Origin of the sequence: Aeromonas sp. R7-1 (assembly GCF_040908115.1) — a bacterium.
GTDB classification, from domain to species: Bacteria; Pseudomonadota; Gammaproteobacteria; order Enterobacterales; family Aeromonadaceae; genus Aeromonas; species Aeromonas caviae.
Map to the genome: position 1 here is coordinate 1 of NZ_JBFODD010000050.1, position 23,729 is coordinate 23,729.

Consider the following 23,729-nt stretch of genomic DNA (forward strand, 5'->3'; position numbering starts at 1 on the left):
CAGTTCCCTAGACACCTCACAGCCTTAAAATGAGGCAACTATTGGAGGTGTTATGACCCGTCAGCGTTATCCAGAAACATTCAAAATCGAAGCCGTTAAACAAATCACCGAGCGCGGGCGGCCGGTGGCTGACGTTGCACGTGCCATCGGGGTATCCAGCCACAGCCTGTATGCATGGCTCAAGCAGTACGGTAAGCCTGCTGACCAGCAAATAGAAGAGTCTGCCTTGCAAGCCGAGATCCGCCGCCTGAAAACTGAACTGCGCCAGGTCACCGAGGAGCGCAATATTCTAAAGGAGGCCGCCGCGTACTTTGCCAGCGAGTCAAGGAAAGGTACGCGTTCATAACCTCCCGACTCGACCGGTACAGTGTCGTTACCCTGTGCCAAACCCTGGGGGTTCACCGAAGTGGCTTCTACGCGTGGTTGAAACAGCCCACATCGCCACGACAGCAGGAGGACGAACGACTGACCGGATTGGTCAAGCAATCCTGGCTGGAAAGTGGTGCTGTCTACGGTTATCGCAAGATCCATCGCGACCTTCGTGACGCAGGGGAAGCCTGCGGCAAGCACCGTGTGGCCAAATTAATGAAGCGGGAGGGACTGCGTTCGCAAACGGGCTATCAACGCCGCAAGGGGCATTATGGAGGCAAGAGCACGCAAGCTGCCCCAAACACGCTGGCACGTCAGTTTAAGGTGCCAGCCCCCAACATCACCTGGGTGACTGACATTACCTACATTCGCACTCAAGAAGGGTGGCTGTACCTGGCGGTGGTGCTCGACCTGTTCTCTCGCCAGATCGTCGGCTGGGCGATGAAGTCACGCATGACGGCAGACTTGGCGGTTGATGCGTTATTGATGGCCGTCTGGCGGCGTAAACCCAAGCAGCCGGTACTGGTGCATTCGGATCAGGGCAGCCAGTTTACCGGTGGTGAATGGCAGGACTTTCTGAAGGCCCACAACCTGCGTTGCAGCATGAGCCGACGGGGTAACTGTCACGACAACGCGGTCGCCGAGAGCTTCTTTCAGTTGCTCAAACGGGAGCGGATCAAGCGCAGGATTTACGCGACAAGAGACGAAGCCCGCAGCGATGTGTTTGATTATATCGAGATGTTTTACAACCCAATCAGGCGTCATGGTTCCAATGATGGGCTGTCGCCGGTAGAGTTTGAAAGGCAGTTTATTTTTCAGCAACAAAGTGTCTAGAAAACCAGGGGCGATTCATTCGTTCAATTCGAAACCATCCCGTTTGGTTATTCAGGCTTTGCAAATTTTTACTGCTATAAAAACGAATTGAAAAAAATATTGACATCCTTGTTACCAATATTAAATTGCCGGGAGTATAGGGAATTTAAAACTATATTGTCATTAAATAGAGCTCCTCACAGTTCTCTGGATGTAGGCGTACCAAGAACACTGGATGAGCTAAAATAATCATTCTGAGAGACTTTCATGTTTATTGCTCTTGGCTCAACCTTAGCATCGGTCCTGTTACATTGGTTCGCCGCCATGGTGTTTTTGACGCTGGTAATCGGAAAGCAAGGGAATAAATAATGGAAAAGAAAAACGAAGTTATTGAGGGCAATGAGCAGGAGACTCTTTTCCAGCAGCTACCGCAGGAAGAGCAACAACGTATTCTCGATGCCAATCAAAAAAAAGTGCGTGAGGCCCCAATTCTTCAGGAGTGGAATATTCGGGTTTCTACACCATTTGCTTGGTTTATTATTTTTCTAGTCACTGCAGTTATGACGTTATTTGCTGTAGGTTGTGTATTACTTACAGGTGATGTTGATTGGGGGTTTGCTTATCTAGCATTCGGTGTTGCTATAGCAATGATCCCTTATTTTCGTTATTTAGTGATGGCAGATAAAAACTATCATTACCGTCTTACAACAGAAGGTGTTATTGTCACTTATCAGGATGTTATTCCAGAAGTAGCTTATACGATAGTCCGTGGTTCGGCTTGGCTTGGCGTGGTGGTCTGTGTATTTGCAGTGGCTGTATTGGGACCATTTTCTCTGGTGGGGGCTGGTGGGATGGCACTCCTTGCGATATTTTTCACTGACTTTAAAAGTGAAGTGACAGAGCATGAAACCATGTTTAAAAAAGATTGGGACTATACGTTAATCATCTCCAATAAAAAGAAAGCATTAAGGTTTGAATCAACGCCATTTAAAATTTCATATAGCGATAATTTATATTGTAAATCTGAAGATTTTGAAAAAGTTGTCGGTCTGATCAAAGAGCAGATTAGATGTGTCGATATAAAATATATAAAAGGCCATCCAATGACCTGACTTTTATATTCTACCTGTCAGGCGAGGACCATCTCCATGCTGTCTGAGCCTCCAAAGCAGAGCCCCCTTGCCACTGGCAAGGGGGCTCTGTCGCTTTCATCGGAGTGCCCGATGCGGTTATGGCGATACCGAAGGGGGGAGGATCATGGGACCGGCCACCGCGTGAGCGGCCTCGTCACCTCGCAGTACCCGTACAATCTCGAGAGCGAACTCGATGGCGGTACCCGGGCCCTGGCTGGTGATCAGGCGATGGGCTTCATCGGTCACGACCCGCGCCGTGCTCAATTGTGTCTCGGGCAGACGGGCCTGAAAGCCCGGATGGCAGGTGGTGCTCGCATCCCCCAGCAAGCCGTGATGGTGCAGTACCACGGCGGGTGCGGCGCAGATGGCGGCGCGCCAGCGGCCGAGGCCTGCCTGCTCCCGTAGCAGGTCGATGGCGAGGGGGGTGTCGCGGATCACTTCGCTGCCGGGCAGACCGCCCGGCACGACCATGGCATCGAAGTCACGGGTGGTCAGCTCGTCGAGATGGCAATCCGCCACCAGTTGCACCCCGCGAGAGGCGCGGATCTGGCGCGCTCCGGTGGGGCAACAGGAGGCCAGCACCACATCGATGCCACCCCGAACCAGGGTATCGACGATAGCAACCGTCTCTATCTCTTCCGACCCGGGGGCCACCAGTACCAGTACGCTCATCCTGCACTCCTTGCTTGCCAGCTCTGCTCAGTGCTTCTCTTTGACGGCCTGATAGAGGCCCTGATTGACCGGCACCGCGATACCGTGAAGGGCGGCCTTGCCCAGCAGGAAGCCGGTGATGGCTTCGATCTCGGTCTCGCGGCCCTGTTCCATGTCCTGATACATGGAAGAGTAATTGTCGGCGGTGAGCTCCACCACCATCATGACACGGCGCAACAGCTCTTCGCTGCCGGTAGGCTGACCTTCGGCACGCATGACATCAGCCACTTCCACGCAGATTTGCTGCAGGGCATCGGCAAAACGCGGACCGGCCAATTCGCCGTTCTTGAGCTTGTAGAGCGCGGTGAGGGGATTGATGGCGCAGTTGACGGCGAGTTTCTGCCACTGACGTGTCAGGATCTGCTCATCCCAACCGGCCTGACCCAGGGCGCTGGCCAGCTCGTCGGCGAGGTGGGCATGGGCACGGGCCGCTTCGTTGATTGGGCCCAGCCAGGTCTCCCCCTTGCCGGTGTGGCGGAACACGAAGTGGCCGCTCTGCATGGCGCCATGGCTGGTGACGCCGGCGATCACCGGATTGTCGGGGAAGAGTGCGACTACCTGATCGGCGATCCCCATGCCGTTGTGCAGCAGCACGATGGGCACCCCTGCCGCCAGTTGCCCGACCAGGGGAGTGAGGGCCGATATCACCTGCCCCGCCTTGGTCATCACCAGCAGGCGTTTGATGCTGCCCGGCTTGTCGATGAAGGCGCGTTCGATGGCCAGGAGCTGGGTATGCCCCTCAAGGGAGGTAAAGTCGACGCCGGGGTGCAAGGTGGCACGATGGCGCTCGCGCAGCAGGAGGCGGGTTGCTTGGCCGCTTTGGGTCAACAGGGAGGCGAAGACGCCGCCCAGGGCGCCGCAGCCCAGCAAGGTCCACTCGGGAGAGACAGGGTGACGGCGTGTTTTCAGGTTGTTGTCGCGTAATCCGCTTGGCATGAAGAGGCTCGATCATGGGAAGGGCTGCCATCCTGTCAACCGCCAACCCGGGATAAGGGAAGATGTCGCTTGGTGAATACCTGGAACCGGTGCATGAGCTGGTTGCCGGGTCGTGCTCAAGGTTCATGCGCAGCCAGGGAGCCTCATGTATGCATGACCATGCGGGTGTCTGGGCTGCACTTCACCGAGTGTCGGACCTCTCGCGACTGCTCCTGAACGGGTTCTAACGGGTCTCACCATTCCTGTGCGCAGGGGATTCTAGCAGAGCAATCCCATCGAAATCAGCAAATTTGCCCGTTTTCTGGTAGATTTGCCCACCTGTCAGCACAACCTGAAGTACAGCATGAGGAGCCCGGCTATGCCGTCATTCGATATTGTCTCTGAAGTCAAAATGAACGAGGTGTTGAACGCCGTTGATAACGCCAACCGTGAACTGGCGACCCGTTTCGATTTTCGTGGTGTGGAAGCCAGCTTCGAATTGAACAAGGAAGAAGTGAAGCTGGAAGCCGACGCCGATTTTCAGCTCAAGCAGATGGTCGAGATCCTGCGCGGCGCCCTGCTCAAGCGCCAGATCGAGAACAGTTCCATGGACGTGGGTGACAGCGTCCACTCCGGCAAGCGTTTCCACCTGACCGTGAAGTTCAAGCAGGGGATCGACAAGGAAGTGGCCAAGAAGCTGGTGAAGCTCATCAAGGATTCCAAGATCAAGGTGCAGGCCGCCATCCAGGGCGACGAGGTGCGGGTCACTGGCAAGAAGCGCGACGATCTGCAAGAGACCATGGCCTTGGTGCGTGGCGCCGAACTGGGCCAGCCGATGCAGTTCCAGAACTTCCGCGACTGATGGCGAACGGGGAGGGCGCGGTTCTCCCCCTACTGCCAGCATGAGGGCATAAAAAAACCGGAGCAGCTGCTCCGGTTTTTTGTATCCGTGTGACGAGTTCGATTAGAACTTGTAGGTCACGGAGAAGTAGTGGCCGAAACCAGTGGTCTTCAGACCGTAGGAACCGTTCTGGATGCCGTAGATGTCGTTGAAGTACTTCAGACCGTAACCGACGGCGTAGCGGTCGGAGTGCCAGTACAGACCGTTGAACATGGCGGTACCGTCGGTGGAAGTGTCCTTGGCATCAAACAGGTGATCCAGGTAACCCTGATAGGCTACGAAGCTGCCGTTGGAGAAGGTGTAGAAAGGCTTGAACCAGTTCATGGAGAACTGATAGCCGTTCCAGCCCTGCTCGCCACCGCCTTCATTGACGTGACGGGCATACAGGTTCATGCCCATTTTGCCGAACCAGGGCACCATGACGTCTGCACCCAGACCGGTCATGGCTTCAAACAGACCATCCGGACCACCGACGTTGATCAGGTTGGCGATGTAGACTTCCTGCACCGGGCCGAAGGAGAGATCTTTGCCGGTCATGGCATCGATGGAGATGCGCGGTGCAAATTTGATGAACAGGTTGTCCTGGTTGTGCTTGTCGTCGTGACGGTTCTGGAAGATGTCGAATACGTCGACGTAACCGTACAGATCGAAGATACCGGAACGGCCACCAAACTCCATTTCGAAGTAGGTATCGTTGTAACCACCTTCGGACTCAGCGTAGGGCAGCTGATCGATGGTGTGCATCACGTTGAACTGGAACCACTTGTAGTCGTTCTTGTGGATGTCGCCGCTGTAGTCGGCAGCGAAGGCCGGAGTGGCAGAGGCAGCCAGCAGACCGGCAGCGATCAGAGTCTTGGTAAATTTGGCCATTTTATTGGTCTCTTGTGCGTTAGTTGAGGTTTTCCGTAGCCTGCCCACAAGGAGCGGGAGGGATTCTAGCCAAATAAATTCAACGGATAAACAAGCACCAGGGAACTTTGTCAGGATTTGTGAATCTAATCACCCCCTAAAATGCGCAAACGCTTGCTATTTGTGCGTTTGTGGTGACAAGGTGCTGCCTCGTTTGGCAACCATGATGATCAGGATCATCACCGGAATACCGAGCAGACTGGTGCCGATGAAGAAGTGGCTGTAGCCGATCTGCTCCACTACCCGACCGGAAAACCCCGCCAGCAACTTGGGCAGCAACAGCATGATGGAGCTGAACAGGGCGTACTGGGTGGCGGAGAAGGCGACGTTGGTGAGACTCGAGAGATAGGTCACAAACGCAGCCGTGGCGATGCCGGCGCTGAGGTTGTCCAGCGAGATGATCAGGGTCAGCAGCTCCAGGTTGTGGCCCACTTCGTTGAGGAGAGCGAACAGCAGGTTGGTGCTGGCGGTCAGCACGGCGCCGAGGAACAGGATGCGCAGGGTGCCAAAGCGCATCACCAGCACGCCCCCGAGCGCGGCCCCCACCAGCGTCATGATGACGCCATAGACCTTGGTGATGGTGGCCACTTCCGTCTTGCTGAACTGCAGATCCACATAGAAGCTGTTGGACATCACCCCCATCACCACGTCCGAGATGCGATAGCAGGCGATAAGCCCCAGGATCAGCAGGGCCGAGGAGCCGTAGCGGCGGAAGAAGTCGGCGAAGGGACACCAGATGGCCTCGTAGGTCCAGGCCCCCAGCCCGGCCAGCGTGGGTGACCAACCCCGTGCCAGCAGGGTGGCCTTGCGCGCCATCTGCTGCTCGTCCTGACTCTTGAGATCGATCTGCGGCTCGTGACTCATCAGGGTGGTGAGGATGCCAAGAGACATCAGCCCTCCCATCAGCAGATAGGTGAGCTGCCAGCCGCGATAGTCATAGCCGCTGTTGCTGCCGAGCCAGGCCGCCAGCGCAAGCGCCCCCGCTCCCGCCATGATCATGGCGAGTCGATACCCCGTCATATAGGACGCGGCCATGGCCGCCTGCAGCCGCTCGGGAGCGGATTCGATGCGATAGGCGTCGATGACGATGTCCTGGGTGGCAGAGGAGAAGGCCACCAGCAGGGCGAAGAGGGCCAGCTGGGCGAGCTGGGTCTTGGGATCGCAATAGGCCATCCCCACCAGGGAGAGGGCGATCAGCACCTGGGAGAACAGCATCCAGCTGCGTCGCCGCCCAAGCAGCCGTGACAGCAGGGGCAGGGGCAGCCGATCCACCAGGGGCGACCACAGCCACTTGAAACCGTAGGCCAGCGCTACCCAGCTCATGTAGCCAATGTCGGTCAGGCTGACATCCGCTTCGCGCAGCCAGAACGAGAGGGTGCCAAAGACCAGCAGCAAGGGCAGGCCGGAGGAGAATCCCATGGCAAACAGGATGAGTACCCGCGCTTCCAGATAGACGGCGAGGGCATCTCGCCAGCGGGTGGCGCGGCCCGGTGTGTGGCTGGGCGGGCGGAGATTGTTCAACTGCCTGACTCCTCGGGGAAAAGGGGGTCATTTTGTCAGGTTCGGCAGGCGTAGCCAAGGCAAGCCGAGGGGGGAGCGGCAGGTTTCAGGGGCGTGAGCCGATGCAGTGGTGCGGGCAGGGGCCCCCGTCGGCGAGAAAATTGGCGCAGGCCATGAGTTGCAGACGCAGCGCGTCATCACAGAGGAGGTGCTGCTCATCCCACAGGTGCAGGCTGTGAAGCAGATGCCAGAACACCCCTTCCTGTGCGTTGGCGGGGGTTTTGTCCATGGGGATCACGCAGAGCGCCTGCCAATGGGAGAGGAGCTGCCAACTCAAGTCTTCCAACTGCTGATAGGGAATCTTGCGTGCCAGAAAATGGCGAACCGCCTGGGCCAGCGGGCCGGCGTGTTGGGTTATGTAATCATGACAGGTCACCGGCTCCTCCTTCTGGTTCTGCTCCCCGATGCGTGGCACACATCGGGGAGCAGAGTATAGAAAAAGAGATTGGTGACCCGTTCAGGGACGCGGTGGAATGTGATCCGGGCCGCGTTATTTGTCCGCGAGCAGCACCACTTTCTTCAGGATGATGGGGCTGGTGGGGACGTCGTTGGCACGCAGGATGGAGCTGTAGCCGGTCTGGACCTGGGCCAGTTTGTCCAGCACCTCCATCCCCTTCACGACCTGGCCGAACACGGTGTAACCGGCGCCGGCATTGGCGTTGAGGTTGTCGTTGTCCACCAGATTGAAATAGAACTGGCGAGTGGCGCTGTCGACAGCCTGGGTGCGGGCCATGGCGATGGTGCCGCGCTTGTTGGGCAGGCCGCCTCTGGACTCGTTGACCACGGGATCGAAGGTCGGCAGGGGCTGGAACTGCTGGTTGTAGCCCCCACCCTGCACCACGAAGTTCTGGATCACCCGGTGGAACAGGCTGCCGTCATAGCTGCCGTCTGCCACGTAGCGCAGGAAGTTCTTCACGGTCTGGGGCGCCTGTTTGGGGGCCAGCTCCACGACGATGGTGCCATGGTTGGTCTCCATCTGGACTTTTTGACCGGCAAAAGCCAGGGGGGCGATCAGGGTGACCAGTAACCAGAGTTTCTTCATTTATATGTCCTCGCTCAGCTCGGCTGGCCCTTGAGATAACCGCGCAGCGCCTCGTCGGCCATGATCTGCTGCAGCACGCTGCCCAGCTGCTGGTTCAGAGTGGATTCCAGATCGGCCATGCTCGGCTCGCCCGGGCCCTCCTTGCTGGAGGACATGTTGAACTGCTTGGTCAGCTTGCTGCCCTGGAAGTCGGCAATCACCTGCAGGCTGACGCGGGACTTGGTGACATAGGTGAAGGTCTTCTCTTCCACGGTGACGGCGGCAGTGGAGATGGCCAGCGTCAGGTTGGTGGTGCCGCTGTTGCCCACTTCCAGGCCCTGGCTGCGCAGCCCTTCCGCCAGTTTTTCAGCCAGCAGGCTGTTGAGAGGCTGACTGCTGTTCACCAGCACAGGGGCCTTCTCTTTTTTCTTGATGGAGAAAACATAGGCGGCTTCACGCTTGTCCACCCCTTCCATGGTGATGCGGTTGCCGGAGTAGTACTGCTGGTTGGAGGGGATGACTTGCGGGTTGAGCAGGGCGCTCTCGGGCCAGTGAGTAGCACAACCGCCCAATACCAGAGCGGCCAGCAGCAAGAGTGACTTTTTCATCATGGGTTTCCTTTAGCTTTATCTTTAGCGTTTGATGGCTTTCAAAATAACGAATTTGCTGTTCGACGCAACGACTTGTGCGTTGCCAAACAGGCGCTTGAGTTTGTTGTGATAGTCCAGATGACGGTTGCCTACTATCCAGAGTTCGCCCCCCTGAGGCAACACCCGGTGGGCATCGCTGAACATCTGCCAGGCGATGTGATCGGTGATCGCCTGCAACTGATGGAAGGGGGGATTGCAGAGGATCCTGTCCGCTGCCCCGACGGGAACGTCATCGAGACAGTTGTTGACCATGAAGTGGGCACGGGGCAGGGCATCGGGCAGGTTGTGCTCGACGTTGAGCCGTGCGGACGCCACCGCCATCCGGGATTCGTCGATGAAGGTCACCTCCACCTCGCTGTCGCGCGCGAGCAGGGAGAGCCCGAGCACGCCGTTGCCACATCCCAGATCGATCACCCTGCGGGCACTGTGGATGGGCAGGTTGTCCAGCATGAAGCGGGCGCCGATATCCAGGCTCGTGCGCGAGAACACGTTGGCATGGTTGTGGATGAGCATGTCGGTGCCTTCCAGCGGCCAGACGGTCGGGAAGGGACTGGTCAGGGACGGGCGCTCGGCGGCCGGGGTGCAATGAATGAGGCGTGCCTTCTTCCAGGCGAGCGAGGTGCGGGTCTCCCCCAGATACTTTTCGAACAGCTTGAGGGTGGAGGTGTGGATGTCCTTGGCCTTGCCGGCAGCAATGATGCGGGTCGCAGGGGTGACGACCCCGCGCAGGGCAAGCAGTTGCTGCTCCAGCAGCGCCTGATACTTGGAGACCTTGATCACCACCAGGGCGGGGGCATCGGGCAGGGGGGCCAGGGCATCCTGCAGGGTGATGGCGTGGGGATCCAGCCCGTTTTCCGCCAGATTGGTCAGGGTGGCCCGCTCGCTGATGTGGGAGTCGGTCACGCAGACGGGGGCGTGGGCATGCAGATAGCCGGCCAGGGCGCCGAAGCCGTCGTTCATGATGATGACGGGGCCGTCAGGTGCCTGCTGCGATTCGGCAAGGTGGCTTATCAGATACTCGTCCGCCGCATCCCAGGCCTGCAGGGGGTCCTGGCTCTGCCGTGGGTAACGATACAGGGTCAGGCGGCAGTGGGCCGTGTCGAGCAGGGTTTGCATAGGCAAGAGTCCAACGTGTGATTGATGAATGGCGACCGTCTGCCCCGTGTTGCCCGGCAGCGGTGAAAGTGGCGCTATTCTAGCGGCGGCGGAGAAATTCACCAGTCCGGTGCGGCGAGAGCGAGCGGATCCTTCGTACCTGATGCATCGGGCGCACAACCCTGGCTACAATGGCCGGATATTCAACGAGGAGTCCTTACTGTGAGCATGCAACAACAGATAGAGGCCAAGCTGGCCGCCGCGCTCTCCCCGAGCCACCTGGAAGTGATCAATGAGAGCTACATGCACAGGGTGGCACCGGGCTCCGAAAGCCACTTCAAGGTAGTCGTGGTGAGCCAGGCGTTTGAGGGACAGCGTTTGCTGGGTCGCCATCGTCAGGTGAACGGGGTGCTGGCCGACGAGCTGGCGGGAGCCATTCATGCATTGGCGCTGCATACCTATACCGAATCCGAGTGGCAGGCCAGGGCGCAGGCGCCAAAGACGCCGGGTTGCGTCAGCAAATCCCCCTTTGCGTGAGCCGTTGGACCTTCTGATGGCGCCTTCCTCGGGCCATTAACAGCGCTTTCACGAATGGTGTGCCGCCAGGGATGAGGGGTGTAGCATTATTTTTTCTAATCCTTTTCCTTGCGCCTGAAAAATACCTCTATATGGTTAGTTTTGCGAAAAGTCCTTTAAAACCACGGTTTGCAAGGACGTGCGCGAAATATTCAGTGAAGGTTAATTTTGTGATAGGGCGGGGATTTTCCCCATTTGGCGTGGCGGCTAACTCGCCTAAGGTGGTAAACTCAGGCGCTTTTGAATGATCCTGTATGTTGCTGATTTGTTTATTTCTTCGACAGCTTTCCGCGATGTTGACGGGCTCATTCAACAACTCGTCGTGATGTATTTCTCGGCGCTAACCAACCTGTCTTCCCTTAACGGTAGTGCAAGTGAGTATGATTACAATTAAAAGAGGACTGGACATCCCCGTGCTGGGTGCTCCGGAGCAAGTAATCTACGATGGCCCGGCCATCACCCGTGTTGCTACACTCGGCGAAGAGTTCGTGGGGATGCGTCCTACTATGTTTGTCAAAGTAGGTGATCGCGTCATTAAAGGTCAGGAGCTCTTCGAAGATAAGAAGAATCCCGGCGTTAAATTCACGGCCCCTGCCACCGGTGTGGTTTCTGAGATCAACCGTGGTGCCAAGCGTGTTCTCCAGTCCGTCGTCATCGACATCGATGGGTCCGACGAGCAGGTGACCTTTGAGCATTTTGCCTCCGCCGAGCTGGCACAGCTCGAGCGTAGCAAGGTGCAGGAGATCCTGGTCGCATCAGGCCAATGGACCGCGCTGCGTACCCGCCCGTTCAGCAAGGTGCCGGCCGTGGGTTCCACCCCGCGCGCCATCTTCGTCACCGCCATGGACACCAACCCGCTGGCCGCCAGTGCGGAGCTGATCATCAAGGAACAGGCCCAGGCCTTCCTCGACGGTCTGGCCGTGCTGACCCGCCTGACCGATGGTACCGTCCACGTCTGCAAGGGCGAAGCCAGCCTGCCGCACTCCTCCTTGGCCCAGGTCAAGGAAGCCGTGTTCGTCGGTCCGCATCCCGCCGGTCTGCCGGGCACCCACATCCACTTCCTGGATCCGATCGGTGCCAACAAGGTGCAGTGGCACATCAATTATCAGGACGTGATCGCTTACGGCAAGCTGTTCACCACCGGCCAGATCTTCACCGACAAGGTGATCTCCCTGGCTGGCCCGAACGTCATCAAGCCGCGTCTGCTGCGTACCCGTCTGGGTGCCAGCCTCAGCCAGCTGACCAACAACGAGCTGCGTGCGGACGAAAACCGCATCATCTCCGGTTCCCTGCTGAGCGGTGCCAAGGCCGAAGGGGTCCATGACTACCTGGGTCGCTTCCACAACCAGGTGAGCGTGCTGGGCGAAGGCCGTGAGAAAGAGTTCATGGGCTGGGTCAAACCCAGTGCCAACAAGTTCTCCATCACCCGTACCACCCTCTCTCACCTGATGAAGGGCAAACTCATCAACTTCACTACCACCACCAACGGTAGTGATCGCTCCATGGTGCCTATCGGCAACTATGAGCGTGTGATGCCGCTCGACATCCTGCCGACCCTGCTGCTGCGGGATCTGATCTCCGGTGACACCGACAGCGCGCAGGCGCTCGGATGCCTGGAGCTGGATGAGGAAGATTTGGCGCTCTGTACCTTCGTCTGCCCCGGCAAGACAGAGTACGGCCCCGTCTTGCGTGAGTGCCTGACCAAGATCGAACTGGAAGGTTAAGCGATGAGTTTCAAGCAACTTCTTGAAAATATGGAACATCACTTCGAGCCGGGTGGCAAGTACGCAAAGTACTATGCCCTGTTCGAAGCGGCGTACACCCTGTTTTATACCCCGGGTTCCGTGACCCGCAATGCCGCCCACGTCCGTGATGCGATCGATCTGAAGCGCATGATGATCATGGTGTGGCTGGCCGTGTTCCCGGCCATGTTCTGGGGCATGTACAACGTCGGCAACCAGTCCATCGCCGCCATCGCCCACATGGGCAGCGCGGCCGGTGCCGATTCCTGGCAATACGCCCTGGCCACTCTGTTCGGTGCCTCGCTGGATCCGGCCGTCGCCGGCATCGGCAGCAAGATGCTGATCGGTGCTGCTCACTTCTTCCCGATTTACATCACCGTCTTCATCGTCGGTGGTTTCTGGGAAGTGTTGTTCGCCATGGTGCGCAAGCACGAGATCAACGAAGGCTTCTTCGTGACCTCCATCCTGTTCGCCCTGATCGTGCCGCCCGAGCTGCCCCTGTGGCAAGCTGCCCTGGGTATCACCTTCGGTGTGGTGCTGGCCAAGGAAGTGTTCGGTGGTACCGGCAAAAACTTCCTGAACCCGGCGCTGGCGGGTCGTGCCTTCCTGTTCTTCGCCTACCCGGGTCAAATCTCCGGTGATGCGGTCTGGGTTGCCGTTGACGGCTTCTCCGGCGCAACCGCACTGAGCCAGTGGGCCCAGGGCGGCCAGATGGCGCTGATCAACGGTGCCACCGGTGAAGCCATCAGCTGGATGGACGCCTTCCTTGGCAACCTGCCCGGTTCCATCGGTGAAGTTTCCACCCTGATGATCCTCATCGGCGCAGCCATGATCGTCTACATGCGCATCGCCTCCTGGCGCATCATCGCCGGCGTCATGGTCGGCATGGTCGCGACCTCCCTGCTGTTCAACGTCATCGGTTCCGATACCAACCCCATGTTCAGCATGCCGTGGCACTGGCACCTGGTGCTGGGTGGCTTCGCGTTCGGCATGGCCTTCATGGCGACCGACCCAGTTTCCGCTGCCTTTACCAACAAGGGCAAGTGGTGGTATGGCGCCCTGATCGGCGTGATGGTGGTGCTGATCCGGGTAGTGAACCCCGCATTCCCGGAAGGCATGATGCTGGCCATTCTGTTCGCCAACCTGTTTGCCCCTTTGTTTGACCATTTCGTGGCGCAGGCGAACATCAAGCGGAGGATCGCACGTGGCGTTTAATAAAGACTCTACTACCGGCACCCTCGCCGTAGTGACCGGTCTGTGTCTGGTCTGCTCCATCGTGGTCTCCGTGGCTGCCGTGGGTCTGCGTCCGGCCCAGCTGGAAAACAAGGCACTGGACAAGCAAAGCAACATCCTGTCCGTCGCCGGCGTCGACATCAGCGCCGTGGCCAAGCGTGATCTGGCCCAGCTCTATGGCGACAAGATTGAAGCGCGTCTGGTGGATCTGACCACTGGTGAGTTCGTTGACGGCGATGCCGACAACTTCGACACCAAAGTCGCCGCCAAGGATCCGGCCAAGAGCATCCGTCTGGCCCCGGCCGACGACAAGGCCGGCCTGCGTCAGATCTCCAAGCTGGTTCCCGTGTTCTTCGCGAAAGATGCCGAAGGCAAGGTCGACAACATCATCCTGCCGATCTACGGCCAGGGTCTGTGGTCCACCATGTATGCCTTCGTAGCGGTCGCGGCCGACGGTCAGACCATCAAGGGCATCACCTACTATGACCACGGTGAAACCCCGGGTCTGGGTGGCGAGATCGAGAACCCGGCCTGGCGCGAGCTGTTCGTCGGCAAGAAGCTGTTCGACCAGAACGGTCAGCCTGCGCTGCGGGTGATCAAGGGCCATGCTCCGGCTGGTTCCGAGCATGAAATCGACGGCCTGTCTGGCGCAACCCTGACCGGTAATGGTGTACAGCACACCTTCGACTTCTGGATGGGCCCCAAGGGCTTCGGTCCCTTCCTGGCCAAGGTACGTGCAGGAGAAATCAACAATGGCTGACAAGAGCGAAATGAAAAAGTTGCTGTTGACGCCTGTGCTCGGCAACAACCCCATCGCACTGCAGGTGCTGGGTGTCTGTTCCGCGCTGGCCGTTACCAGCCAGATGAAGACGGCGTTCGTGATGACGCTGGCCGTTACCGCGGTCACCGCCTTCTCCAACCTGTTCATCTCTCTGATCCGCAACCAGATCCCTAACAGCGTGCGGATCATCGCCCAGATGGCGGTGATTGCCTCGCTGGTTATCGTGGTTGACCAGGTGCTCAAGGCGTATGCCTACGACATCTCCAAGCAACTGTCGGTGTTCGTCGGTCTCATCATCACCAACTGTATCGTGATGGGTCGTGCCGAAGCCTACGCCATGAAGAGTGCCCCGCTGCCCTCCTTCCTGGACGGTATCGGCAACGGTCTGGGTTATGGCGCCGTGCTGCTGACCGTGGCCACCGTGCGCGAGATCCTGGGTTCCGGCACCTGGTTCGGCATCGAGCTGCTGCCGCTGGTGAACAATGGTGGCTGGTATGTGCCCAACGGCCTGCTGCTGCTGCCGCCGAGTGCGTTCTTCATCATTGGTCTGATCATCTGGGGCGTGCGCACCAAGGATCCCAAGCAGGTGGAGGCGAAGGATTAAGGTATGGAACACTATATCAGTCTGTTGATTCGCTCGATCTTCATCGAGAACCTGGCGCTCTCCTTCTTCCTGGGGATGTGTACCTTCCTGGCGGTGTCCAAGAAGGTCAAGACCGCCATGGGCCTGGGGATTGCCGTTATCGTGGTTCAGACCGTTGCCGTCCCGGCCAACAACCTGATCTACAACTACGTGCTTAAAGACGGTGCCCTGGTATCCGGTCTGGATCTGAGTTTCCTGAGCTTCATCACCTTCATCGGGGTGATCGCGGCCCTGGTACAGATCCTGGAGATGGCCCTGGACAAGTACTTCCCGGCCCTCTACAACGCCCTCGGTATCTTCCTGCCGCTTATCACCGTGAACTGCGCCATCTTCGGTGGCGTCTCCTTCATGGTGCAGCGTGACTACAACTTCGTGGAGTCCGTGGTCTATGGCGTGGGTTCGGGTGCAGGCTGGATGCTTGCCATCGTCGCGATGGCAGGGATCCGCGAGAAGATGAAGTACTCCGATGTTCCGGAAGGCCTGCGCGGCCTCGGCATCACCTTCATCACCGCGGGTCTGATGGCGCTGGGCTTCATGTCCTTCTCTGGTATTTCCCTGTAATCGGAAAGGAAATATAGATGGAAATTATTCTGGGTGTGGTCATGTTCACCGTGATCCTGCTGGCCTTGGTGGCAGTCATTCTGTTCGCCAAGTCCAAGCTGGTGACCGCCGGTGACGTGACAATCAGCATCAACGGCGACCCGGCCAAGGCTGTGACCAGCCCGGCGGGTGGCAAGCTGCTTGGCGTGCTCGCCGGCAGTGGTATCTTCGTCTCCTCCGCCTGTGGTGGCGGTGGCTCCTGTGGTCAGTGCAAGGTGCGTGTGAAATCCGGCGGCGGCGACATCCTGCCGACCGAGCTGGATCACATCAGCAAGGGCGAAGCCCGTCATGGCGAGCGTCTGGCCTGCCAGGTCACCGTGCGCTCCGACATGGACATCGAGCTGCCGGAAGAGATCTTCGGCGTGAAGAAGTGGGACTGTACCGTCATCTCCAATGACAACAAGGCCACCTTCATCAAGGAGCTCAAGCTGCAGATCCCCGATGGCGAGAGCGTGCCGTTCCGCGCCGGTGGTTATATCCAGATCGAAGCGCCTGCCCACCACGTGCAGTACAAGAACTTCGATATTCCCGAGGAGTATCGTGGCGACTGGGATCGCTTCAAGATCTTCGAGCTGGAGTCCAAGGTCAACGAGCCGATCATCCGTGCCTACTCCATGGCGAACTATCCGGAAGAGTTCGGCATCATCATGCTGAACGTGCGGATCGCAACCCCGCCGCCCAGCAACTGGACTGCCCCTCCCGGCCAGATGTCTTCCTACATCTTCAGCCTGAAGGCTGGTGACAAGGTGACCATCTCCGGTCCGTTCGGCGAGTTCTTCGCCAAGGACACCGACGCCGAAATGGTGTTCGTCGGTGGTGGTGCGGGTATGGCGCCGATGCGCTCCCACATCTTCGACCAGCTGCGCCGTCTGAAGACCAAGCGCAAGATGAGCTTCTGGTACGGTGCCCGTTCCAAGCGCGAGATGTTCTATGTCGAAGACTTCGACATGCTGCAGGCCGAGAACGACAACTTCCAGTGGCACGTCGCCCTGTCCGATCCGCAACCGGAAGACAACTGGGATGGCTACACCGGCTTCATCCACAACGTGTTGTTCGAGAACTACCTCAAGAACCACGAGGCGCCTGAGGATTGCGAGTTCTACATGTGCGGGCCTCCCGTGATGAACGCCGCCGTCATCAACATGCTGAAAAACCTCGGTGTTGAAGACGAAAACATCCTGCTGGATGACTTCGGTGGTTAATCCATGCACAGCGTTGTAAAGACCTGGCTAGCCTTCGGGCTAGCCTTTTTCTTGACTGGGTGCGGTCAGGAAACGGTCCAATCGAAGCCGGAGATCCACATCACCGGCAGCACCATGGGTACCTACTACTCCATCAAGGTGGCGGATAGCGCCGTTCAGGATGCCGCCAGGCTGCAAGCCGAGGTCGATGTCTTGCTGGAGCGGGTCAACGATCAGATGTCGACCTATCGCCCGGATTCCGAGCTGTCACGCTTCAACCAGCACAAGAGCAATACCCCTGTGGTGGTTTCCCGCGATACCGCGCGGGTGGTGACCGAGGCCATTCACATTGGCCGCGAGAGCCGTGGGGCGCTGGACGTCACCGTCGGTCCTCTGGTCAATCTGTGGGGCTTTGGGCCGGATGCCAGACCGACCAAGGTGCCGTCCGACGAGCTGATCGCCCAGACCCGGCAGAAGACGGGCCTTGGCAATCTGCATGTGATAACCTCTGCCGATGCCGATACCCTGCAAAAGGACATCCCGGACCTCTACGTGGATCTCTCCGCCATTGCCAAGGGGTTTGGCGTGGACAAGGTGGCCGAGTACCTGGAGTCCCAGGGGGCGCGCAACTATCTGGTGGAGATCGGCGGCGAGCTGCGCATCAACGGCGTCAACGGCAAGGGGCATCCCTGGCGTGTCGCCATCGAGAAGCCGACCGTCAATGCCGGTTCCGTACAGGAGGTGATCCTGCCCGGTGACAACGGGGTGGCCACCTCGGGCGAGTACCGCAACTATTACGAGCTGGACGGCAAGCGCTTCTCCCACACCATGGATCCGCTGACGGGCAAGCCCATCCAGCACCGCCTGGTGTCGGTGACCGTCATCCACCCCTCCTGCATGACTGCAGACGGGTTGGCGACCGTGTTCATGGTCATGGGGCCGGAGAAGAGCCTGGCCTATGCCAAGGAACGGGGGCTGGCCATCTTCACCATCACCAAGACGGATGACGGGTTCGAAGAGGCCTATTCGGATGCCTTCAAACCATATCTGGTCAAGAAGTAAGGGGTAACTTACATGCAGATCTTTCTGATCACCTTCGGGGTGTTTCTGATGGTCGTGGTGGCCATGGCCATCGGCTACATTTTCCAGCGCAAGTCCATCTCCGGCTCCTGTGGCGGCCTGGGTTCCATCGGGATCGAGAAGGAGTGCGACTGCCCCGAGCCTTGCGACAACCGCAAGAAGAAGATGGCCAAGGAAGAGGCCCGTCGCAAGATGCTGGTGGACAACCGCATCATCTAACGGCGGATATCGCTCTGAAGGCAGCCTTGCAACGAAACGAGCCGACCCCTGGGTCGGCTCGTTTTTATAAGTGGCATGGGGTCAGTAGTCATATTGGCTGCACGACTTTGCTTTGAACTCTTTCTTTCGCTTTGCCAGCTCCTCCCTGGTGCCCAGTTCATCCCCCTGCCTGATGGCGGTTTCCAGTATCTCGATGCGCTTGTATAGCCAGCTGCATTCGGCTGTCGGGTGATCCTTGGCCATGGTCGCTAGCGGCAACAGCAGCAGGCAGAGCCCCGCCCGGATGATGCTCATGCTTCTCCTCCTTGAGTCTCGTGTGGATGTGGCCTTGAGAGTCTATGCCGCCGCGCCCGCGCGCAGACTGGTAGAAATGACAGGGGTGGGGTAGCATGATTCAATCGACTGGTTATCTATACAGTGGTGTCGTCGGCAGGCCGTGCCCCTGGTGGCCACGCGACCGGCACCGACACAGCAACAGACACGGCCATGCGCAAGATCATTCACATCGACATGGACTGCTTCTTCGCCGCGGTGGAGATGCGGGACAACCCGGCCCTCAGGGAGGTGCCGCTCGCCATTGGTGGCGCCGCCGACCGACGCGGGGTCATCTCCACCTGCAACTACGTGGCGCGCCGCTTCGGGGTGCGCTCCGCCATGCCGAGCGCCCTGGCCAGAAAGCTTTGTCCGCCATTGGTGCTGATCCCCGGGCGGATGGCCGTCTACAAAGAAACTTCACGCCAGTTGCGCGCCATCTTCCTGCGCTACACCGAGCAGGTGGAGCCGCTCTCCCTCGATGAAGCCTATCTCGACGTGACCCAGAGTCCCCGCTGCGGTGGCAGCGCCACCCTGATGGCGGCGGAGATCCGCGCCGCCATCAGCGCCGAGCTTGGGCTGACTGCCTCGGCCGGTGTGGCGCCGAACAAGTTTCTGGCCAAGCTCGCCTCCGAGCAGCGCAAGCCTGATGGCCTGTTCGTCATCCGCCCCCAGGAGGTGGACGAGTTCGTGCGTCAGCTCCCTCTTGGCAAGTTGCCCGGCATCGGCCGCAAGACGGCAGAGCGGCTGGAGTCCCTCGGGCTGTATTCGTGCGAAGATGCCCGCCAGCTCGGCAACGAGGAGCTGATCGCCCGTTTCGGCAAGCTCGGGGAGATGCTGGCCGGCCGCATCTGGGGGCATGACGATCAGCCGGTGCAGGCCAGGCGGGTGCGCAAGAGCATCGGTGTGGAGACGACGCTCGCCAGTGACGTTCTGGACGAGGACGCCTGCTGGCAGGTGCTCAGCCGGCTCATTCCCGAGCTGGAGCAGCGTTTTGCCAAGGCCTGCCCTGCGGAGATGCTGATGGGGCAGGGGATCAAGCTGAAGTTTGCCGATTTTCACCAGACCACCGTCTACCGCAAGGGGAGTTATCAGGCGGCCCGTTTCCACGATCTGCTGCACGAGGGACTGCAACGGGCTCAAGGAAAGCCCATTCGCCTGCTCGGTCTGGTCGTTGGTTTGCCCGGAGTGGGTGAAATCAATCAATTAAGCCTGGATCTCTGCTGATTTAGTTAAGTTTTTGTATCCAAAACCGATACAGTGTTCACATCTGTAGACGTTAGGAAATAGTGGCATGAGTTCTCTTTCTGTTCAGGGACGGATCACCCTGATCGCCGGTTGCTGTCTGCTGGCCAGTGCCGTCGCGCTGGTGGCTTCTTCTCTTTTCAACGCGGCCCGCATGCAGGAGCAGGTGCTCACCTCCACCACCCTGGAGGGGCAGCACGCGGCAGAAAACTGGATGCAGGCCATGGGGGCGACCCAGGCAGCCCGGGTGACCAGCTACCTCGATGAGGCTTACTTCAGGGCGACCCTGCTTGCCGAGGGCATCTTGTTCCAGCGCAAGAACGCGGCCGACAACTTCGTTCACTCCGAGGCGCTGCGCAATGCCGTCAACCAGCAGTTGCAGGATGCGGCGGAGTCGTCAGCGAACCTGCTCGGTGTCTATGCGGTATTCGAACCCAACCAGCTCGACGGGGAGGATGACAACTATCAGGGGTCGACGGCGCTTGGCGCCAACGACAAGGGGCGTTTTTCCAGCTATTGGGCCAGGGTCGACGGCAAGGTCAACCTGGAGGTGATGGACGAGGCGATGCTGGCCAACGACAAGCCCTCCGGACACGGCGGCCTTGAGAACGACTGGTACAGTTGCAGCATCCGCAGCAAGGCGCTCTGTCTGCTCGAACCCTATGTGGACGAGGTGGGGACCCAGCAGGTGTTGATGACCTCGGTGACCGTGCCGCTGCTGGACCAGGGCTCCCTGCTTGGCATGGTGGGGGTCGACATCTCCCTGGGGACCCTGCAGAGCCTGGTGGAAGAGATGGGCCGGACCCTCTACAAGGGGCAGGGCAAGGTGCTCCTGCTCAGCAGTGAAGGGCGGGTGGCCGGCGTGGAAGGGTTCCCGGTCGCCCTTGGCAATCTGCTGGAGCAGCAAGGGCTGGCGCAGGATCTCAAGGGGTGGCTGACCAAGGGAGATGTGGTGACGCGCTGGAGCCCGGATGGCGCACTGTTGCAGACCTTCGTGCCGGTCAGCATGCGCGGTACGGATCGCAAGTGGGGCATCTATATCGAGCTGCCCCGTGCCGTGGTGCTCGCCTCGGCCCTGCAACTGCAAGGGGAGCTTGAGGATCAGGCCCAGCGCAGCGTGGCCACCCAGCTCACCATAGGTGGCGGGATTTCGGCGCTCGCCCTGCTCTGCATCTGGCTGATGGCCCAGCGCATCGTGGCGCCCATCCGCGCCGTGGTGGCACGCCTCAAGGACATCGCCAGCGGGGAGGGGGATCTCACCCAGCGCATCGATCTGCGCAGGGATGACGAGATAGGCGAGCTGGCCAAGTGGTTCAACAACTTCCTGGACAAGCTGCAATCCACCATCAGCCAGGTGATCGACACCGTGGCGGGCACTCGGGCCAGTGCGGCCCTGGCGGCGCAAGGGGCAGCCCGTACCAGCGCTGGCATGCAGTCCCAGTATCAGGAGGTGGATCTGGTCGCGACCGCGTTTGAAGAGTTGAGCGCTACCGCCCTGCAGGTCGCCGGCAATGCCAATGCGGCGGTGGCGGCGGCCGATGAAGCCGACACGGCGGCCCAGGAGGGCAAGTCCGTGGTGGCGCAGACCCAGGAGGCCATGTCCAGACTGATGACGGTGATAAGCGATGCCAAACCAGTGGTGGAGCACCTCTCCGCCAACAGCGACAACATCAACGACATCCTGGTGGTGATCCAGGGGATTGCCGAGCAGACCAACCTGTTGGCCTTGAACGCGGCCATCGAGGCGGCCCGAGCCGGTGAGCAGGGGCGCGGTTTTGCGGTGGTCGCCGACGAGGTGCGCAACCTGGCGGGCCGAACCCAGAACGCCATCGTCGAGATCCAGAACCTCATCGGCCAGTTGCAGTCGGGGACGGAGGCGGTGGTGAAAGCGATCCTGACCGGTCATCACCAGGCGGATCTGACCCTCACCAAGGTGGAGCAGTCGGTCAGCGTGCTGGAGCAGATCATCCAGGCGGTCGGCACCATCCACCAGATGAACGAGCAGATCGCGAGGGCCGCGCAGGAGCAGAGCGGAGTGGCGGACGAGATCAATCGCAACGTCAGCAACATTCGCGATGTGAGCCATACCATTCGGGCGGAAGCGGCGACCTCCGCCGACAACGGGCGCGAGCTGTCGCAACTGGCGGACAAGCAGCAGCAACTGGTGGGCCAGTTCCGGGTGTAGGGGAGGATAAGAAAAAAGGCGCCATCCAACCGGAGGCGCCAAACACATTCAGATGACAGACTGGGTTAAATCGACCTGATTTAGCCCTTCTTCCCGCAGAGGAAGAAACACAACACCACAATCACTGTCGACTCACTCACAAAAACCACATGAAAACCAACATGGAAGAGAAGGTGTGAGCCATATGACAACGAATTGCGTGGCGAATTATGTTTATTCACTGGTCGACCCGCAACCGACAATTTATAATGCGCCCCATTAGAAAAATTCATCGTCGGCCGATTCCATGTCTCGTCGTTTACCTCCGCTCAATGCACTGAAAGCGTTTGAAGCCGCGGCTCGTCACTTGAGCTTTACCCGCGCAGCAGAAGAGCTGTTCGTGACCCAGGCAGCCATTAGCCACCAGATCAAGGCGCTGGAGGAGTATCTCGGCATCAAACTGTTTCGCCGCAAGAATCGCTCCCTGCTACTGACCGAGGAGGGGCAGAGCTACTTCCTCGATATCAAGGACATCTTTGCCTCCATCTCCGAGGCGACCGACAAGCTGCTGGCCCGCAGCGCCAAGGGGGCGCTCACCGTCTCCCTGCAGCCGAGCTTCGCCATCCAGTGGCTGGTGCCCCGCCTAGTCAAGTTCAGCGAACGCCACCCGGACATTGATGTGCGGATCAAGGCGGTGGACATGGACGAGGGGTCGCTGACCGACGATGTGGACGTGGCCATCTACTACGGCCGCGGCAACTGGCCGGGTCTTCGTTCGGACAAGCTGCACACCGAGTACCTGATCCCGGTCTGCTCGCCCCTGTTGCTGACCGGCCCCAAGCCCCTGCGCACCCCGGACGATCTGACCCGCCACACCCTGCTGCACGACACCTCCCGGCGCGACTGGAAGGCCTGGTTCCGCCAGCTCGACATCGATGCCCCCAATGTCAATCAGGGGCCCATCTTCAGCCACTCCACCATGGTGATCCAGGCGGCGATCCACGGTCAGGGGGTGGCGCTCGGCCACAGCGTGCTGGCCCAGCCGGAGATCGAGGCGGGTCGTCTCATCTGCCCGTTCGAGCAGGTGCTGGTGAGCAAGAACGCTTTCTATCTGGTGTGTCAGGAGCAGCAGTCCGATCAGGGCAAGATAGTGGCCTTCCGTGACTGGATGCTGGAACTGGTGGAGCAGGAAGAGGCCCGCAGGCGTGCCCGCCTTGCCGATGCCTGAGGAGTTGACCTAGTGACTGACCTGACAAGAGAGGGGGCGAGTGACGCCCCCGTTCGCATTCTGCTGGCCCACGGCGCGGGGGCGGGCATGGAGCACAGCTTCCTGGCCGAGTTGTCGCGACTGCTGGCGGGGCCGGAGATCGAGGTGGTGCGCTTCAACTTCCCCTATATGACCAAACGGGCTCAGGACGGCAAACGCAGGCCGCCGGACAGACAACCCGTGCTGTTGGCTCACTGGCGCGAGATGGTGCGCCAGTTTGCCCATCCCCGGCTGTTTCTGGCGGGCAAGTCCATGGGGGGAAGGATGGCGGCCGAGCTGTTTTGCGAGGGGGGCGACGAGATGGATGCTGCAGGATTGATCGTTCTCGGGTATCCTTTCCACCCCCCGGCCAAGCCCGACGCATGGCGGGGCGAGGTGCTCAAGCAGATCACGACGCCCACACTGCTGCTGCAGGGGGAGCGCGATACCTTCGGTTCCCGCGCCGAGCTGGCCGATTTCCCCTTCTCACCCGCCGTATCGGTCCACTGGCTGACCGACGGGGATCATGGTTTCAAACCGAGAAAGGCGAGCGGCATGAGCGAGCAGGAGAACCTGCGCCTGGCCGCGGAGCGGATCAAGGGTTTTATCGCGGCGGTGGGGCGCTCCTGA

At 59.5% G+C, this 23,729-nt stretch carries 25 protein-coding genes; 16 read left to right on the top strand and 9 right to left on the bottom strand.

What is annotated here, in order from left to right:
• The first annotated feature begins 52 nt into the window (after positions 1-52).
• Together AB5Y51_RS13680 and AB5Y51_RS13685 are read left to right on the top strand one after the other, a co-directional pair.
• Positions 53-1,203, top strand: a protein-coding gene (locus tag AB5Y51_RS13680; RefSeq protein WP_319903933.1) for an IS3 family transposase whose coding sequence is annotated in 2 segments (ribosomal slippage) — positions 53-290 and positions 290-1,203 — 1,152 coding nt in all. Because the reading frame shifts where the segments join, the coding sequence is not laid out codon by codon here.
• A 347-nt stretch (positions 1,204-1,550) separates the two neighbouring features.
• Positions 1,551-2,294, top strand: coding sequence for a hypothetical protein (locus AB5Y51_RS13685; RefSeq protein WP_368178598.1), 744 nt, complete (start codon positions 1,551-1,553; stop codon positions 2,292-2,294).
• Positions 2,295-2,411: 117 nt separating this feature from the next.
• Here the strand turns inward: AB5Y51_RS13685 and AB5Y51_RS13690 are convergent, their stop codons facing one another.
• Together AB5Y51_RS13690 and AB5Y51_RS13695 are read right to left on the bottom strand one after the other, a co-directional pair.
• Complete coding sequence (locus AB5Y51_RS13690; RefSeq protein WP_213320387.1) at positions 2,412-2,987, bottom strand: DJ-1 family glyoxalase III; 576 nt, start codon at positions 2,985-2,987, stop codon at positions 2,412-2,414.
• A gap of 27 nt (positions 2,988-3,014) precedes the next feature.
• The gene (locus AB5Y51_RS13695; protein ID WP_041211270.1) at positions 3,015-3,962 is read right to left on the bottom strand and encodes a ketopantoate reductase family protein; all 948 of its coding nucleotides are present in this window, start codon (positions 3,960-3,962) and stop codon (positions 3,015-3,017) included.
• A 358-nt stretch (positions 3,963-4,320) separates the two neighbouring features.
• Here AB5Y51_RS13695 and AB5Y51_RS13700 point away from each other — a divergent pair, with 358 nt between their 5' ends.
• Positions 4,321-4,803 carry a YajQ family cyclic di-GMP-binding protein gene (locus AB5Y51_RS13700; protein WP_010673357.1) on the top strand — a complete coding sequence of 161 codons (483 nt, stop codon included), beginning with the start codon at positions 4,321-4,323 and terminating at the stop codon, positions 4,801-4,803.
• Between the two features lie 102 nt (positions 4,804-4,905).
• Here the strand turns inward: AB5Y51_RS13700 and AB5Y51_RS13705 are convergent, their stop codons facing one another.
• From AB5Y51_RS13705 to AB5Y51_RS13730, 6 genes are all read right to left on the bottom strand, one after another.
• Positions 4,906-5,712, bottom strand: a complete 807-nt coding sequence (locus AB5Y51_RS13705; RefSeq protein WP_039040713.1) for an outer membrane protein OmpK — start codon at positions 5,710-5,712, stop codon at positions 4,906-4,908.
• Between the two features lie 156 nt (positions 5,713-5,868).
• Positions 5,869-7,170: an MFS transporter gene (locus tag AB5Y51_RS13710; protein ID WP_041215845.1), complete on the bottom strand. Its 1,302-nt coding sequence runs from the start codon at positions 7,168-7,170 to the stop codon at positions 5,869-5,871.
• 187 nt (positions 7,171-7,357) lie between these two features.
• Complete coding sequence (locus AB5Y51_RS13715; protein ID WP_214002747.1) at positions 7,358-7,687, bottom strand: hypothetical protein; 330 nt, start codon at positions 7,685-7,687, stop codon at positions 7,358-7,360.
• Positions 7,688-7,801: 114 nt separating this feature from the next.
• Positions 7,802-8,353: a peptidylprolyl isomerase gene (locus tag AB5Y51_RS13720; RefSeq protein ID WP_010673361.1), complete on the bottom strand. Its 552-nt coding sequence runs from the start codon at positions 8,351-8,353 to the stop codon at positions 7,802-7,804.
• Positions 8,354-8,367: 14 nt separating this feature from the next.
• On the bottom strand, positions 8,368-8,940 hold the full coding sequence (locus tag AB5Y51_RS13725; RefSeq protein ID WP_039040711.1) for a YajG family lipoprotein: 573 nt from the start codon (positions 8,938-8,940) through the stop codon (positions 8,368-8,370).
• Positions 8,941-8,964: 24 nt separating this feature from the next.
• A complete protein-coding gene (locus AB5Y51_RS13730; RefSeq protein WP_319893288.1) occupies positions 8,965-10,098 on the bottom strand; it encodes a methyltransferase in 1,134 nt (377 codons plus the stop codon).
• Between the two features lie 207 nt (positions 10,099-10,305).
• Between AB5Y51_RS13730 and AB5Y51_RS13735 the strand changes: the two genes are divergently transcribed.
• The 9 genes from AB5Y51_RS13735 (at position 10,306) to nqrM (ending at position 18,132) form a co-directional block, all read left to right on the top strand.
• Complete coding sequence (locus tag AB5Y51_RS13735) at positions 10,306-10,614, top strand: BolA/IbaG family iron-sulfur metabolism protein (protein ID WP_319893299.1); 309 nt, start codon at positions 10,306-10,308, stop codon at positions 10,612-10,614.
• 419 nt (positions 10,615-11,033) lie between these two features.
• Entirely contained in the window at positions 11,034-12,377 is a 1,344-nt protein-coding gene (locus AB5Y51_RS13740) for a Na(+)-translocating NADH-quinone reductase subunit A (protein ID WP_368178599.1), read from the top strand.
• 3 nt (positions 12,378-12,380) lie between these two features.
• Positions 12,381-13,610, top strand: coding sequence for an NADH:ubiquinone reductase (Na(+)-transporting) subunit B (locus AB5Y51_RS13745; protein ID WP_010673367.1), 1,230 nt, complete (start codon positions 12,381-12,383; stop codon positions 13,608-13,610).
• Positions 13,600-14,388: a Na(+)-translocating NADH-quinone reductase subunit C gene (locus AB5Y51_RS13750; protein WP_039040709.1), complete on the top strand. Its 789-nt coding sequence runs from the start codon at positions 13,600-13,602 to the stop codon at positions 14,386-14,388. Before AB5Y51_RS13745 ends, AB5Y51_RS13750 begins: the two co-directional genes overlap by 11 nt.
• Positions 14,381-15,013, top strand: a complete 633-nt coding sequence (locus AB5Y51_RS13755; protein WP_005303545.1) for an NADH:ubiquinone reductase (Na(+)-transporting) subunit D — start codon at positions 14,381-14,383, stop codon at positions 15,011-15,013. Before AB5Y51_RS13750 ends, AB5Y51_RS13755 begins: the two co-directional genes overlap by 8 nt.
• A 3-nt stretch (positions 15,014-15,016) precedes the next feature.
• Positions 15,017-15,613 carry an NADH:ubiquinone reductase (Na(+)-transporting) subunit E gene (gene nqrE, locus AB5Y51_RS13760; RefSeq protein WP_005303538.1) on the top strand — a complete coding sequence of 199 codons (597 nt, stop codon included), beginning with the start codon at positions 15,017-15,019 and terminating at the stop codon, positions 15,611-15,613.
• A gap of 17 nt (positions 15,614-15,630) precedes the next feature.
• On the top strand, positions 15,631-16,854 hold the full coding sequence (gene nqrF / locus AB5Y51_RS13765) for an NADH:ubiquinone reductase (Na(+)-transporting) subunit F (protein WP_010673369.1): 1,224 nt from the start codon (positions 15,631-15,633) through the stop codon (positions 16,852-16,854).
• 3 nt (positions 16,855-16,857) lie between these two features.
• Positions 16,858-17,895 carry an FAD:protein FMN transferase gene (locus AB5Y51_RS13770; protein WP_029313924.1) on the top strand — a complete coding sequence of 346 codons (1,038 nt, stop codon included), beginning with the start codon at positions 16,858-16,860 and terminating at the stop codon, positions 17,893-17,895.
• 12 nt (positions 17,896-17,907) lie between these two features.
• Positions 17,908-18,132, top strand: coding sequence for a (Na+)-NQR maturation NqrM (nqrM, locus tag AB5Y51_RS13775; protein WP_010673371.1), 225 nt, complete (start codon positions 17,908-17,910; stop codon positions 18,130-18,132).
• Between the two features lie 81 nt (positions 18,133-18,213).
• Here nqrM and AB5Y51_RS13780 read toward each other — a convergent pair whose 3' ends face one another.
• Positions 18,214-18,426, bottom strand: coding sequence for a hypothetical protein (locus AB5Y51_RS13780; protein WP_128343629.1), 213 nt, complete (start codon positions 18,424-18,426; stop codon positions 18,214-18,216).
• A gap of 192 nt (positions 18,427-18,618) precedes the next feature.
• On the opposite strand from AB5Y51_RS13780, the gene dinB reads away from it, so the two are divergent.
• The 4 genes from dinB (at position 18,619) to AB5Y51_RS13800 (ending at position 23,729) form a co-directional block, all read left to right on the top strand.
• The gene (gene dinB / locus AB5Y51_RS13785) at positions 18,619-19,671 is read left to right on the top strand and encodes a DNA polymerase IV (protein ID WP_368178600.1); all 1,053 of its coding nucleotides are present in this window, start codon (positions 18,619-18,621) and stop codon (positions 19,669-19,671) included.
• A 67-nt stretch (positions 19,672-19,738) separates the two neighbouring features.
• Positions 19,739-21,874, top strand: a complete 2,136-nt coding sequence (locus AB5Y51_RS13790) for a methyl-accepting chemotaxis protein (protein WP_042015878.1) — start codon at positions 19,739-19,741, stop codon at positions 21,872-21,874.
• A gap of 286 nt (positions 21,875-22,160) precedes the next feature.
• A complete protein-coding gene (locus AB5Y51_RS13795; protein WP_029313926.1) occupies positions 22,161-23,081 on the top strand; it encodes a transcriptional regulator GcvA in 921 nt (306 codons plus the stop codon).
• Between the two features lie 12 nt (positions 23,082-23,093).
• Positions 23,094-23,729, top strand: coding sequence for an alpha/beta fold hydrolase (locus AB5Y51_RS13800; protein WP_042015876.1), 636 nt, complete (start codon positions 23,094-23,096; stop codon positions 23,727-23,729).

Coding starts and splice junctions, on each gene's coding strand:
- AB5Y51_RS13725 (WP_039040711.1), bottom strand. CDS start 8,940: ATGAAAAAGTCACTCTTGCTGCTGGCCGCTCTGGTATTGGGCGGTTGT.
- AB5Y51_RS13730 (WP_319893288.1), bottom strand. CDS start 10,098: ATGCAAACCCTGCTCGACACGGCCCACTGCCGCCTGACCCTGTATCGT.
- AB5Y51_RS13690 (WP_213320387.1), bottom strand. CDS start 2,987: ATGAGCGTACTGGTACTGGTGGCCCCCGGGTCGGAAGAGATAGAGACG.
- AB5Y51_RS13700 (WP_010673357.1), top strand. CDS start 4,321: ATGCCGTCATTCGATATTGTCTCTGAAGTCAAAATGAACGAGGTGTTG.
- AB5Y51_RS13795 (WP_029313926.1), top strand. CDS start 22,161: ATGTCTCGTCGTTTACCTCCGCTCAATGCACTGAAAGCGTTTGAAGCC.
- AB5Y51_RS13695 (WP_041211270.1), bottom strand. CDS start 3,962: ATGCCAAGCGGATTACGCGACAACAACCTGAAAACACGCCGTCACCCT.
- AB5Y51_RS13740 (WP_368178599.1), top strand. CDS start 11,034: ATGATTACAATTAAAAGAGGACTGGACATCCCCGTGCTGGGTGCTCCG.
- AB5Y51_RS13790 (WP_042015878.1), top strand. CDS start 19,739: ATGAGTTCTCTTTCTGTTCAGGGACGGATCACCCTGATCGCCGGTTGC.
- nqrM (WP_010673371.1), top strand. CDS start 17,908: ATGCAGATCTTTCTGATCACCTTCGGGGTGTTTCTGATGGTCGTGGTG.
- AB5Y51_RS13770 (WP_029313924.1), top strand. CDS start 16,858: ATGCACAGCGTTGTAAAGACCTGGCTAGCCTTCGGGCTAGCCTTTTTC.
- AB5Y51_RS13780 (WP_128343629.1), bottom strand. CDS start 18,426: ATGAGCATCATCCGGGCGGGGCTCTGCCTGCTGCTGTTGCCGCTAGCG.
- AB5Y51_RS13685 (WP_368178598.1), top strand. CDS start 1,551: ATGGAAAAGAAAAACGAAGTTATTGAGGGCAATGAGCAGGAGACTCTT.
- AB5Y51_RS13745 (WP_010673367.1), top strand. CDS start 12,381: ATGAGTTTCAAGCAACTTCTTGAAAATATGGAACATCACTTCGAGCCG.
- nqrF (WP_010673369.1), top strand. CDS start 15,631: ATGGAAATTATTCTGGGTGTGGTCATGTTCACCGTGATCCTGCTGGCC.
- AB5Y51_RS13720 (WP_010673361.1), bottom strand. CDS start 8,353: ATGAAGAAACTCTGGTTACTGGTCACCCTGATCGCCCCCCTGGCTTTT.
- nqrE (WP_005303538.1), top strand. CDS start 15,017: ATGGAACACTATATCAGTCTGTTGATTCGCTCGATCTTCATCGAGAAC.
- dinB (WP_368178600.1), top strand. CDS start 18,619: ATGCGCAAGATCATTCACATCGACATGGACTGCTTCTTCGCCGCGGTG.
- AB5Y51_RS13705 (WP_039040713.1), bottom strand. CDS start 5,712: ATGGCCAAATTTACCAAGACTCTGATCGCTGCCGGTCTGCTGGCTGCC.
- AB5Y51_RS13755 (WP_005303545.1), top strand. CDS start 14,381: ATGGCTGACAAGAGCGAAATGAAAAAGTTGCTGTTGACGCCTGTGCTC.
- AB5Y51_RS13710 (WP_041215845.1), bottom strand. CDS start 7,170: ATGGGATTCTCCTCCGGCCTGCCCTTGCTGCTGGTCTTTGGCACCCTC.
- AB5Y51_RS13735 (WP_319893299.1), top strand. CDS start 10,306: ATGCAACAACAGATAGAGGCCAAGCTGGCCGCCGCGCTCTCCCCGAGC.